Here is a 12,478-nt window from a genome sequence, read left to right as displayed (position 1 = left end):
CCTCTCTCTGCACTGAGCTGATCCATGCAATTTCTATCCAATACCTACGGCTGTGACGGTTGGGGCGGTGAAATGGCCCAAAGGATTCGTGCCTTTGACTGGTCCACCACTGACCTGGGCCCCATTGATACCTGGTCCACCAGCCTGACCTGCGCGGTGCAGATGCTCCTCGCTTCGCCAGTGCCGATGGTGATGCTCTGGGGCCGCGCCGGGTACATGATCTACAACGACAGCTATTCGGTGTTTGCCGGCGGGCGCCACCCGTTTCTGCTGGGGGTGCCGGTCGAGCAGGGCTGGCCGGAAGTGGCCGAGTTCAACCGGCATGTCATGGACACCTGCCTGGCCGGTGGCACCTTGTCCTATCGCAACAAGGCCTTGATGCTGCTGCGCAATGGCCGCCCCGAGGATTTGTGGCTGGACCTCTATTACAGCCCGGTGGCCGGCGACGACCAGCATCCGGCCGGCGTGTTGGCGATCGTTGTGGAAACCACCGAGCATGTGCTGTCCGAGCGTTTGCGCCAGGAAGCCGAGGGGGCTTACCGGGTGGCGGACGAACGCTTGCAACTGGCCCTCAATGCCGGGGCGTTGCTGGGGTCGTTTGTCTGGGATGTGCTGCCGGATCGCCTCTCGGGCGACGAGCGCTTCGCCCGTACCCTGGGCCTGTCCATGGACGACGTGGAGCGGGGTGTTTCCATTGCAGTCGCCACCCAGGCCATCCACCCCGACGACCTGGCGCGGGTCAACCGCCTGATTGCCCAGACCCTGGCGACGGGTGGGCCATATAACGTCGAGTTTCGCGTGCGACGCCCGGACGCCAGCTATCTGTGGGTACTGGCCAGCGGGCGTTGCGAGCTGGACGCGGGCGGCCAGCCGTTGCGCTTTCCCGGGGTGATCATTGATATCCATGTGCGCAAGATCGCTGAAGAGTCTCTGCTCAAGCTCACCCATAACCTGGAGCAGCGCGTCGCCGCCGAAGTCCAGGCGCGCTCGGCCGCCGAGGAGCAGTTACGCCAGTCGCAAAAGCTCGAGGCCATTGGCGGGCTGACGGGGGGCGTGGCCCATGACTTCAATAATCTGCTGCAGGTGATTGCCGGCAACCTGCACCTGCTGGCCCGCCATGAGCGCGATAACGCCCAGGTCCAACGGCGCGTCGGTGCTGCCCTGGCGGCCGTCGAGCGCGGTGCCAAGCTGTCCTCGCAACTGCTGGCCTTTGCCCGGCGCCAGCCACTGTCACCGGCGGTGTTCAACCCGCGGCGCATTTATGAAGGCCTGGGTGAGTTGCTGCAGCGGGCCCTGGGGGAAACCATCCAGATTGATGTGCAGTTGCCGCAAGACCCGTGGTGCATTCATGTCGATCGCAATCAACTGGAAAACGCCGTGCTCAACCTGGCGATCAACGCCCGGGATGCGATGAAGGGCGAGGGGGTGATCCGCATCACCGGTGAAAACATCACGTTGTCGCCCGAAGATGGCAGCCGCAGCGGGATTGCCCCTGGCGAATATGTGCGCCTGTCGGTCAGCGACACGGGGGCCGGCATGTCGCCGGCGGTGCTGCAGCGGGTCTTCGAGCCGTTCTTTACCACCAAGCCTGACGGTCACGGCACCGGCCTGGGCTTGAGCATGGTGTTTGGCTTCGTCAAGCAAAGTGGCGGGCATGTGCAGATCAGCAGCGAGCCAGGCCAGGGCACCCTGGTGCAGATGTACTTCCCCCACAGCCTTGAGCCGGAAAGCCAGGAAGCGCCCGACCAGGTGGAGCAGCAAGAAGGCGGCCGGGAAACCATCCTGGTGGTGGAGGACAACGAAGGCGTACGTGGCGCAGCGGTGGAACTGCTGCAACAGGCCGGCTACACGGTACTCACTGCCACCGATGGCGATGACGCCATGCTGATGCTGCGCACCGGCTTGCGGCCGGACCTGATCTTCACCGATGTGGTCATGCCGGGGCGGATCAAAAGTACCGACCTGGCCACCTGGGCCAAGGCGCAACAGCCGCCCATTGCAGTACTGTTCACCTCCGGGCATACCCGTGACATTCTTTCCAGCGACCACCTGCTGGGCAACGACATTCATCTGCTGGGCAAGCCCTACAGCCCCGAGGAACTGGCGCGACAGGTACGCTCGGTATTGACCACGCAGGTGAGCTACTGCGATTGAACGTTTACCCCTGTTGCCGGATCCACCCCTGGACCGCTGACTCTTATAAGGTTGACCATGACTTCATCGCGCCACTTGCCGCCTGCCACTGATCTTCTGGCCGCGCGCCCCGGTTTTGTCCGGGTGCGCGGCGCCCGGGAACATAACCTGCGCAATGTCGATGTGGACATCCCACGGGATGCTCTGGTGGTGTTCACCGGGGTCTCGGGGTCGGGCAAATCATCCCTGGCGTTTTCCACGTTGTATGCCGAGGCGCAGCGGCGTTACTTCGAGTCGGTCGCGCCGTATGCCCGGCGCCTGATTGACCAGGTGGGCGTGCCGGATGTGGACTCCATCGAGGGGCTGCCGCCGGCCGTGGCCCTGCAACAGCAGCGGGGCACGCCGAGCACGCGCTCGTCGGTGGGCAGCGTGACCACCTTGTCCAGCCTGATCCGCATGCTCTATTCCCGTGCCGGCAGTTATCCGCCGGGGCAGCCGATGCTGTATGCCGAAGACTTCTCGCCGAACCTGCCCCAGGGCGCCTGCCCGCAGTGCCACGGCCTGGGCCGCGTGTATGAAGTGACCGAGGCACTGATGGTGCCCGATCCGTCCCTGACCATCCGCCAGCGGGCGGTCGCCGCCTGGCCGCTGGCCTGGCAGGGGCAAAACCTGCGAGACATCCTTGTGACCCTGGGCTACGACGTCGATATCCCCTGGCGCGAGCTGCCGAAAAAACAGCGCGACTGGATCCTCTTCACCGAGGACACGCCCACGGTGCCGGTGTATGCCGGTTTGACCCCGGAGCAGACCCGCGGCGCCCTCAAGCGCAAACTCGAACCCAGCTACCAGGGTACTTTCAGCGGCGCCCGTCGCTACATTCTGCACACCTTCACCCACACCCAGAGCGCGCTGATGAAAAAGCGTGTCGCGCAATTTATGCAAGGCAGCCCGTGCCCCTTGTGCGAGGGCAAGCGCCTGACCAAGGCCGCGTTGTCGGTGAAGTTTGCCGGGGTGGATATTGGCGAGCTGTCGCAACTGACATTGTTGCAACTGGCGCAGCTCCTGCGCCCGGTGGCCGAGGGCAAGGGCCGGGTAAAACTCTCGGTGGAAAAACGCCTGGCCGCCCAGCGCATCGCCCAGGATTTGCTGGAGCGGGTCAGCACCCTGACCGACCTGGGCCTGGGCTATCTGTCCCTGGAGCGCAGCACGCCAACCCTGTCCTCTGGCGAATTGCAGCGCCTGCGCCTGGCGACGCAATTGGGCTCGCAACTGTTCGGCGTGATCTATGTGCTGGACGAACCGTCGGCCGGCTTGCATCCGGCGGATGGCGAAGCCCTGTTCACGGCGTTGGAGCGCCTGAAAGCCGCCGGCAACTCACTGTTTGTGGTGGAGCACGACCTGGAAACCATGCGCCGTGCCGACTGGTTGATCGACGTCGGCCCGGCGGCGGGCGAGCAGGGCGGCCATGTCCTGTACAGCGGCCCACCGGCAGGCCTGGCACAGATTGCAGCGTCACAGACCCGCGAATACCTGTTTGCCGAGCCGCGCCCGCTGAACACTTCGCGCCGTGCGCCGAGCGGCTGGCTCAGCCTGGAAGGGGTCAGCCGCAATAACCTCGACGAGGTGAGCGTGGACTTTCCCCTGGGCTGTTTTACTGCTGTGACGGGGATTTCCGGCTCGGGTAAATCCAGCCTGGTCAGCCAGGCCCTGCTGGACCTGGTGGGTGAGGGGCTGGGTCGGGTGGTGGTCAGCGACGACGAGCCCGACCTCGAAGACCCGGCGCCGCAAACCAGCAGTGGCCGCATCCGCGCGGGCCTGGAGCAGATCCGCCGCCTGGTGCAGGTGGACCAGAAGCCCATCGGCCGCACCCCGCGCTCCAACCTCGCGACCTACACTGGCCTGTTCGATAACGTGCGCAAGCTGTTCGCCGCTACCCCAGCGGCGAAAAAACACCACTACGATGCCGGGCAGTTCTCCTTCAACGTCGCCAAGGGTCGTTGCCCGAAGTGCGAGGGTGAGGGTTTTGTCAGCGTCGAATTGTTGTTTATGCCCAGCGTCTACGCACCTTGCCCGACCTGTCACGGCGCGCGCTACAACCCCCAGACCCTGGCGATTACCTGGCAGGGCCTGAACATTGCCCAGGTGCTGGGCTTGACCGTTGAGCAGGCGGTGGACGTCTTCGCCGAACAACCCAGCGTGCTGCGCGCGTTGCGGGTCCTGCGCGACATCGGCCTGGGCTACCTGCGCCTGGGCCAGCCGGCCACCGAGCTGTCCGGTGGCGAGGCCCAGCGGATCAAACTGGCCACCGAACTGCAACGTACCGCGCGGGGCGCAACCCTGTATGTCCTCGACGAGCCCACCACCGGCCTGCACCCCCGTGATGTCGACCGCCTGCTGCTGCAACTCAACCACCTGGTGGATGCCGGTCACACAGTGATTGTGGTCGAACACGAAATGCGCGTGGTGGCCCAGAGCGACTGGGTCATCGACATCGGCCCAGGCGCCGGCGACCAGGGCGGCAACGTCGTCGCCAGCGGCACGCCCCAGCACCTCGCCCAGAACCAAACCAGCCGCACTGCCCCCTTCCTCGCACGCGAGCTGGGGCAAGGGAATTGACCTTGGGCATGACAAGAGGCCCCTGGATGGGCTAGCTTCAAGGTGGACCAGTCATTGATTAACTTGCGGAGGTACTTCATGCCAGTGAAACATGATCTTTATCAGGATTTGGGGTTGAGCAAGGAGGATGTCCAGCAGCGTCGGGCAAGCCACCATCGGTTGGATGTATTGCTCACCCAGTATGACGTTGCCGACAAGGAGGTGCTGGAGGCTGAATCTGCAAGTGCCAATGACGATGATGTGGAGAACCTGAAGAAGAAACGCCTGTTGATCAAAGATAAAATCGTCGAACAACTGGAGCAGACCAAGGGGCATTAGCCAACGCTGGGGGAGGGGGTCCATATTTGTTCAGAATTGCCCCAAGGACAACAACCCCGCCACTGCCTATTATCCCAACCGTTCGCCCGACCCTGGGGCACGTTGACTGCGCATGGAATGCGTTGTGGTGTCGGGCGAACTCTTTTTCTAGGTGCGCAGCACCTGCAGGCAGGCGTCGATCGAGCGCTGCTGGGTGTCTGCATACAGCTGCAACTCATCAAGAGTCTGGCGGCCCAGGGCCTGTTCAAACTCAGCCTGGTTGGCGTTGGCCGCGTAGTGACTCTGCGCCGCATCGCCCAGGTTCGACTGGAAAATCCCCGCCGCGCTGACCGGCAGAAAATCTTCATACACCAACGGTTCGATATCGACGTAACCCGCCTCGATCAACGCGTCCAGACTCTGTGGCGCGTCCTTCTCGGCGGCACGGCCCTTGTCGGTCACTCGGTAGCGAAAGTACGCCAAACCTTGCTCGCGCATGGCCCGATGGTTATCCGGGAAGGCCTGGAAGTGCTGTGCCATCAGTTCGGTATAGCGCTGGGCGTTGGCTTCATTGGGAAAGGCACCCAGTTCGTCCCGCGCGGCGTTGAGCAGTTGGTCATAGAGCGCCCGGCCCTTGGGCGTCAGGGCCACGCCACGTTGTTCGATTTCGCCAAAGCGTGCGCTGTGGCTGCCCTTGGCATCGGTAAAGGCAATGGCTTCGTCGAGGGCCTTGAAACTGGTCTGGCGTAGCAGGATCGGGCATTGGCGGCGGGGTGGGCCTTCGATCACGGCTTTGGGGGTGATGCCTTTGCCGGGCATGTCGGCTTGTACGCGGTCGATGTCCAGGGTGCGTGGGGTCAGGTGATTGATATGCGGGCCCTTGAAGGCCACCACGTCGGCAATCAGCCGGTGCTGGTCGCTGAGTTGCTGGTACTGGGCCGCGCTGACCGTGGAGGTGTGGTGCCAGCGAAAGGTTTCCAGGGCTTGCTGGATAAAGGCCTGGGCATCGCTGGCATTCAGGCCGCCGTCGGCTTCGGCCTGTTCGATCAGGGCTAGGGCCCGTGGGGTGAAGATGGAGCGCTTGGCCAGGGCTGATTCGGCAAAGGCTCGCAGTTCAAGGTTTTCGATCAGCTCCAGGCGCAGCAGCGAGGTGAAGACCCGGAACGGGCTGGTCTGCAAGGCGCTTTCATGCACGGCGCGAAAGGCCGTGGAATGCACCGGCACGCCGGCCGGGGTGAGGTCGTAGTAACCCACCGGGTGCATGCCCATTACTGCAAACAGGCGGCTGATGGTTGCCAGCTCATAGGCGCTGCCCAGGCGGATGGCGCCGTGGCGCTCCATGTCCAGGCGCTGGATTTCGCCAGTGTGCTGCAGTTGCTGCGCCAGGTCTGGATCGCTCGCCAGCACCCGGGCATTGGTTTCGGCCACCAACTCCAGCAGCGCGCCATACAGCGGCACTTCCTCGCGGTACATGTCGGACATGGCCTTGGAGAAGTCTTTGCGGATGGCATCGGGGCTGATAAAGCGCGGGGTAGGCATAGAAAAATTCCTGGCTGCGGTAACGGTGGTGTGGGCCGTAAGCCAGATTTTGTTGGGCGCTGCCTGAGGGGCGCAAACGAAGATTCCTCTGGACTTCATTCTGCAAATGAATGAGCGCCACAGGCACACACAAAAATCCCGCCTGGGTAGGCGGGATTGGTCAACCCAGGTTGCCCTGGATCAGGCCGGGAACAGTTCGCTCAGTTTCATCGCCAGCATCATGTCGCCTTCGGCGCGCAGTTTGCCGCCCATGAAGGCCTGCATGCCGTCGGTTTCGCCGCTGACGATACCTTTCATGGTTTCAGCGTCCATCACCAGAGTCACCTGGGCGTCAGGGTTCACGCCTTCTTGCAGTTCGCAGGTGTTGTCCTTGACGATCAGGGAGAAGTTCTGGCTCTCGTCGATACGGAAACCGAACACCAGGTCCAGGCCGTCGGCAGCGGCTGGGTTGAATTTGGCTTTCATTGCTTCTACGGCTTTAGCTACGTCAGTCATGGTTCGATCCTTTTATGGGTGGTGCCAGTGACCTTGGGGTCACGGTTGGCCGCAATTCATCGGAAGGTGATGAGCTGCGGCGCCTTCAACAGTTGCAAGTGGGTATGGCTGTTGAAGGAAGCCAGTGCCACTTCGCGTCCACGGAACTTCAAGTGGTTGAGCGAAGTGTTGACAATCTGCCAGTTCAGCTCGAAAGCCTGGGTGGCAGGTATGCGGGTAATCAGGTGGAGCAGGGCGGTGATGGTGCCGCCAGAAGTAAATACGGCGATCTTGTGGGAACTGTCGGCAGTCTCCAGCAGGCGCTGCAGGCCACCCTGGACGCGCTCGACAAACCCCAGCCAGCTTTCCAGGCCGGGGGTGTCGTAGGTGCCGCTCAGCCAGCGTTCGATGATCAGGGCAAAGATACGCTGGAACTCGCCACGGTTTTGCTGGGCGTTGCGCAGGATATCCAGGGCTTCGGGCTCGCTGTCGAGCAGGTCCGGAAGCAGGGCGCGGATGATCGCGTCGGCGTCGAATTCGTTGAAGGCACTGTCGATTTCCAGGGGCGGCACCGGCAAGCCCTGGGCGCCGATGGACTCGAGCGTGGCATTGGCCGTGTGCTGCTGGCGCCGCAGGTCGCCCGACACACAGCGGTCGAACGTCAGGCCCAGGTCTGCCAGATGGCTGCCCAGTATCTGCGCCTGCTGCACACCCACGGGCGACAGGACATCATAGTCGTCTGCACCGAAGGAGGCCTGGCCATGTCGAATCAAATAGATGCTGCCCACGTCCGTCACCCGGTACGTTGAAAGTCTGGCGAGGTTATGAGGATGCCGGGAAGCTGTCAATGAAAAAACATACGCTTGTTTTAAAAGCCCGTTAGAGGCCGATATCCGTGTGGGAGCTGTCGAGCCTTGGCGAGGCTGCGATGGCAGCGGCACTGTCAGCAGAGATGTTGCCTGGCCCACCGCTATCGCAGCCTCGCCAAGGCTCGACAACTCCCACAGGGTTTAGCGGTGTTTGTTGGATCCTTTCACGAGCATGAGCCTTGAGAGGCCCGTTTCAAGGGGTTTCAGCTCTGGCTCACCGGCCGTCCCATCGGTATGCTGGGGCAATCGCGCCTGGCGCACCGTTTCTGTAAGGAGTCCCATGGAGTTTTTGGCTGAGTATGCAAGTTTTCTGGCTAAAACCGTCACGTTGGTCGTCGCCATCCTGGTGGTGCTGATCAGTTTTGCGGCGTTGCGCAGCAAGGGCCGGCGCAAGAATGCCGGGCAGTTGCAGGTCAGCAAGCTCAATGACTTTTACAAAGGCCTGCGCGAGCGCCTGGAGCAGACCCTGCTCGATAAGGATCAGCTCAAGGCCCTGCGCAAGTCCCAGGGCAAGGCCGAGAAAAAACAGAAGAAAACCCCCGAAGCCAAGCCACGGGTGTTTGTGCTGGATTTTGACGGGGACATCAAGGCGTCGGCCACCGACAGCCTGCGCCACGAAATCACTGCGCTGCTGAGCCTGGCCACGCCCAAGGATGAAGTGGTACTGCGCCTGGAAAGCGGCGGTGGCATGGTCCACAGCTATGGCCTGGCGTCCTCGCAATTGGCGCGGATCCGCGAGGCGGGCGTGCCGTTGACGGTGTGCATCGACAAGGTCGCGGCCAGCGGCGGCTACATGATGGCGTGCATCGGCGAGAAGATCATCAGCGCACCGTTTGCCATCCTCGGCTCGATTGGCGTGGTGGCCCAGTTGCCCAACGTCAACCGCCTGCTGAAAAAGCACGATATCGACTTTGAAGTACTCACCGCTGGCGAATACAAGCGCACCCTGACGGTGTTTGGCGAAAACACCGAGAAGGGCCGGGAGAAGTTCCAGGAAGACCTGGATATCACCCATCAACTGTTCAAGAACTTCGTGTCGCGCTATCGCCCGCAACTGGCGATTGATGAAGTGGCTACCGGCGAAGTCTGGTTGGGCGTCGCGGCGCTGGACAAGCAGTTGGTAGACGCGCTGCAGACCAGTGACGAATACCTGGCCACCAAGGCCAAGACCGCCGAGTTGTTCCACCTGCACTATGCCGAGCGTAAAAGCCTGCAGGAGCGGGTGGGCCTGGCGGCCAGCGGCTCGGTGGACCGGGTGCTGCTGACCTGGTGGAGCCGCCTGACTCAACAGCGTTTCTGGTAACTCACCCACCCTGTAGGCGCCGGCAAGCCGGCACCTACAGGGGATCGCGTCGATCCTGCAGCAGTGGAATCGGATGCCTCATCAGCAGGCCCACCACCAGCGCCCCCAGCAGCCCCAATAGCCCCGCCACCCACAACACCCTGGCAAACCCGCCGACAAACGCTTGCCACGCCAAGGGTTGCACCCATCCCTGCGCCGACTCCGGCAGCAGTGCCATGGCCGCTGGCATATCCCCGGCCACCACCCGCGAGGCAATCCCCGGTACCTGGGCCTGCCATTGCGTACCAAGGCTGGTTTGCAGCAGATACTCGCTATGACTGGCCAATAGCGCGCCATACACCCCAATCGCCAACATGATCGCGCTGAAACGCATCGTGGTGCTCATGCCCGATGCCATGCCCGCGCGGTCCCTTGGCACGCAGGCCATGATGTTTTTCTGGGTGTCGCCATTGAGCAGGCCGGCCCCGGCGCCAGTCACTGCAATCGCCAGGGCGAACGGCAGATAACCGCCGACATTCACCGCCCAGGCGCTGAGCAGGTTGCCGCTGCCCACCAGGGCCAGGCCGGCCGCCATCATGGTCGCGGGGGCAAAGCGGCTGGCCAGGCGTGCGCCGATCCGCGGGCAGATCAGCATGGTCAGGGCAAACGGTAACATTCCCAAGCCCGAGGCAATCGCGGAAAACCCCAGGCCGTTTTGCAGGTAGAACGGCAGCAGCGTCATCATCACCTGGGCACACCCGGCATAGGCAAACATCCCCAGCAAGGCCCCGATAAACCGTGGGTACTGGAACAGTTGCAGGTCCACCATGGGCCGGCGCTGCAAGCGCTCCACCCACACAAACAGGCCCAGCAGCAACGCGCCGCCGAGCAGCCGCGCATAGGTCAGCGGGTTGTCCCAGCCGATGCGATTGGCTTCGATCAGGCCCCAGATCAGGCACAGCAGGCTGGCGCTGAAGGTCAGGCTGCCCCAGGGGTCGAGGCGCGCCGATTGGCTGTCGCGCGATTCCGGGATGGCGTGCAGGACCAGTGCGAGCAAGGCCAGGCCCACTGGCAGGTTGAGGTAGAAAATCCAGCGCCAGCCCATGTAGTGGGTAATCAGGCCGCCAAGGGTCGGCGCGGCGGTCATCGCCACGCCCATGCAGGCGCCCCAGAATGCCCAGGCCTTGGCCCGTTCCAGGTCATCGTGAAAGGCATGGCCGATGGAGGCCAGGGCTGAGGTCAGCAGCAACGCTGCACCGACACCCTTCACGGCGCGGGCGATATCCAGCAGCAGCACGCTGGGCGCGGCGCCACAGCCCAGGGAGGCGAGAATAAAAATCCCCAGGCCCCACACCAGGGTTTTCTTGCGGCCGAAGCGGTCGGCAATGCTCCCGGCTGGCAGCAGCAGGGCGGCGAATGCCAGCATATAGGCGCTGACTACCCATTCGATATCGGCGAAATTGGCGCCCAGGTCGCGAGCAATGGTCGGCAGGGTCACGGCGACGATGTTGGTGTCGAGGACAATCAACGAACAGACCCCGGAGGCGGTCAACAGGGTAAGGCGGGGGCTGACCCGGCTCATGGCAGGATTACCTGGCAGGCAACAGGCAAGACGGATTTGACGGGCATCAGGTGGACTCTCTACTGTGGGTGTCCTGTGAGCTTATCGTCGGCGCCCAGTGATTCTGTTAGCCGAGGTGAAGCACATCATTACCTTTGAGCTAATCCTGCGATGGAAATACGTCATTTCCGCTACTTCCTGGCCGTTGCCCGGCACCGCAACTTCACGCGGGCCGCCGAGCAACTGGATATTGCCCCACCCACCTTGAGCCGACAGATCCAGGATATGGAGCGCGCCCTGGGTACCCGCCTGTTTATCCGGCGTCAGCGGGATGTCAGCCTGACCGAGGCGGGCAGTGCGTTGCTGGGTGAAGCTGAAGCCACCGTGCGCCAATTCGAGTTCGCCCAGCGCAATGCCCAGCGCGCCGGGCGTGGCGAGATCGGCCATATCGAGTTGGGCTATGTGGCGTCGGCGGTGTATTCCGGCGTGTTGCAACGCCAGGTGCAGGGGTTTTGTGCGGAGTTTGCCGATGTCAGCCTCAGCGTGCGGGAAAGCCCCATGGCCTTGTTGCCGGGGCTGGTGGCCGAAGGGCGCTACGACATTGGCTACATTCGCTCACCCATGACCCTGCCCGACGGCGTGGAGGCGCTACGCCTGGGCAGTGAGGGTTTTGTCCTGGCGCTGCCACAGGGCTCGTGGCTGCTGGGCTTGAAGGCGATCACCTGCGAGCATTTGCAGAACGAGACCTTCATCCTGCCCGAGCAAATCAGCGGTACCTTGCAGGTGGCCGCGCAAGGCGGGTACGCCCCGCGCCTGGGGCCGCAGCCGGGAGGCCTGGTGGCGGTGATTGCCCTGGTGTCCCTGGGGCAGGGCGTGGCGGTGGTGCCGGAGTCGGTGGTGGGGCATGTCAGCTTGCCGGGTGTGCACTACCGCACCCTCCAGGGCAGCGATGCGTCGTCGTGGCTGTCGCTGATCTACCGGCGCTTTGAAAAAGCCCCGGCGGTGGCGCGGTATATCCAGCACATCAAACACAACCCCACCCCGTAGCAACTGGTCCCTACCGGGTCAGGCGGGGCTGTATCGAGTCTGCCAGCTGCGTGAGGATCAGGCAGCAGGACACCGCCCCCGCATCCAGCACCCCCAGCGAGCGTTCGCCCAAACGGCTGGCCCGGCCGATCTTGGCCACCAGGTCCTTGGTCGAGTCGCGGCCCTGGGAGGCGGCGCTTTTCATCGCGTCCAGGGCGTCGCTGAAGGACGCACCCGCTGCCTGTGCCTGCTCAAACGCCTCCACCGCCGGGATCAGGGTGTCCATCAGGCACTTATCGCCGACGCCGGCTTCGGTGATGTCCTGCAGGGAGGTGAGGCCGCCGCGCAGTAGATGGGCGAAGGTCGCGGCGTCGATATTTTCGCTGCCGCGCACTTCATCGGCCATGCCGATAAACAGGCTGCCATACAGCGGGCCCATGGAGCCGCCGATGCCTTCCATCAGGCTCAGGGTCAGTTCATCCAGGGCCTCGGCCAGGGTCAGTTGCCGGCCTTCGAGGGTGCGGCCGCAATGAGCGAAGCCCTTGGCCATGTTGATGCCGTGGTCGCCATCGCCAATCGCGCCATCGACTTCGCTGAGGTATTCACGGTTGGCGACGATCACGCTGACCAGGTCGGTGACAATCGCACTGCCGTCGTGGGTAGAAAAATGCTGGCTCATGG

Annotated in this window: 10 protein-coding genes; 5 read left to right on the top strand and 5 right to left on the bottom strand. The window is 63.2% G+C overall.

The window, feature by feature from the left end; genetic code table 11:
• Positions 1–24: 24 nt before the first annotated feature.
• From PSH80_RS15075 to PSH80_RS15065, 3 genes are all read left to right on the top strand, one after another.
• Positions 25–2,154, top strand: coding sequence for a PAS domain-containing hybrid sensor histidine kinase/response regulator (locus tag PSH80_RS15075; RefSeq protein WP_057959233.1), 2,130 nt, complete (start codon positions 25–27; stop codon positions 2,152–2,154).
• A 57-nt stretch (positions 2,155–2,211) separates the two neighbouring features.
• On the top strand, positions 2,212–4,749 hold the full coding sequence (locus PSH80_RS15070; RefSeq protein ID WP_305417326.1) for an excinuclease ABC subunit UvrA: 2,538 nt from the start codon (positions 2,212–2,214) through the stop codon (positions 4,747–4,749).
• Positions 4,750–4,827: 78 nt separating this feature from the next.
• Positions 4,828–5,067, top strand: a complete 240-nt coding sequence (locus tag PSH80_RS15065; protein ID WP_032857259.1) for a DUF465 domain-containing protein — start codon at positions 4,828–4,830, stop codon at positions 5,065–5,067.
• Between the two features lie 147 nt (positions 5,068–5,214).
• On the opposite strand, the gene PSH80_RS15060 is transcribed toward PSH80_RS15065, so the two are convergent.
• The 3 genes from PSH80_RS15060 to PSH80_RS15050 all read right to left on the bottom strand — a co-directional run bounded on the left by PSH80_RS15060 (position 5,215) and on the right by PSH80_RS15050 (position 7,847).
• The gene (locus PSH80_RS15060; RefSeq protein ID WP_305417323.1) at positions 5,215–6,585 is read right to left on the bottom strand and encodes a VOC family protein; all 1,371 of its coding nucleotides are present in this window, start codon (positions 6,583–6,585) and stop codon (positions 5,215–5,217) included.
• A 180-nt stretch (positions 6,586–6,765) separates the two neighbouring features.
• Positions 6,766–7,080: an SCP2 sterol-binding domain-containing protein gene (locus tag PSH80_RS15055; RefSeq protein WP_057440819.1), complete on the bottom strand. Its 315-nt coding sequence runs from the start codon at positions 7,078–7,080 to the stop codon at positions 6,766–6,768.
• Between the two features lie 56 nt (positions 7,081–7,136).
• Positions 7,137–7,847 carry a histidine phosphatase family protein gene (locus PSH80_RS15050; protein WP_057959236.1) on the bottom strand — a complete coding sequence of 237 codons (711 nt, stop codon included), beginning with the start codon at positions 7,845–7,847 and terminating at the stop codon, positions 7,137–7,139.
• 361 nt (positions 7,848–8,208) lie between these two features.
• Here PSH80_RS15050 and sohB point away from each other — a divergent pair, with 361 nt between their 5' ends.
• Complete coding sequence (sohB, locus tag PSH80_RS15045) at positions 8,209–9,231, top strand: protease SohB (RefSeq protein ID WP_057959237.1); 1,023 nt, start codon at positions 8,209–8,211, stop codon at positions 9,229–9,231.
• A gap of 34 nt (positions 9,232–9,265) precedes the next feature.
• On the opposite strand, the gene PSH80_RS15040 is transcribed toward sohB, so the two are convergent.
• Positions 9,266–10,792, bottom strand: coding sequence for an MFS transporter (locus PSH80_RS15040; protein WP_057440823.1), 1,527 nt, complete (start codon positions 10,790–10,792; stop codon positions 9,266–9,268).
• A 150-nt stretch (positions 10,793–10,942) separates the two neighbouring features.
• Between PSH80_RS15040 and PSH80_RS15035 the strand changes: the two genes are divergently transcribed.
• Entirely contained in the window at positions 10,943–11,818 is an 876-nt protein-coding gene (locus PSH80_RS15035; protein WP_057959238.1) for a LysR family transcriptional regulator, read from the top strand.
• Positions 11,819–11,828: 10 nt separating this feature from the next.
• On the opposite strand, the gene dhaL is transcribed toward PSH80_RS15035, so the two are convergent.
• Complete coding sequence (dhaL, locus tag PSH80_RS15030; protein WP_115128449.1) at positions 11,829–12,476, bottom strand: dihydroxyacetone kinase subunit DhaL; 648 nt, start codon at positions 12,474–12,476, stop codon at positions 11,829–11,831.
• Between the last annotated feature and the right edge of the window lie 2 nt (positions 12,477–12,478).

The sequence above is a fragment of the Pseudomonas sp. FP818 genome (assembly GCF_030687335.1).
In the GTDB taxonomy this organism is placed as follows: Bacteria; Pseudomonadota; Gammaproteobacteria; order Pseudomonadales; family Pseudomonadaceae; genus Aquipseudomonas; species Aquipseudomonas shahriarae.
This window is presented reverse-complemented; position numbering and strand designations above follow the sequence as displayed.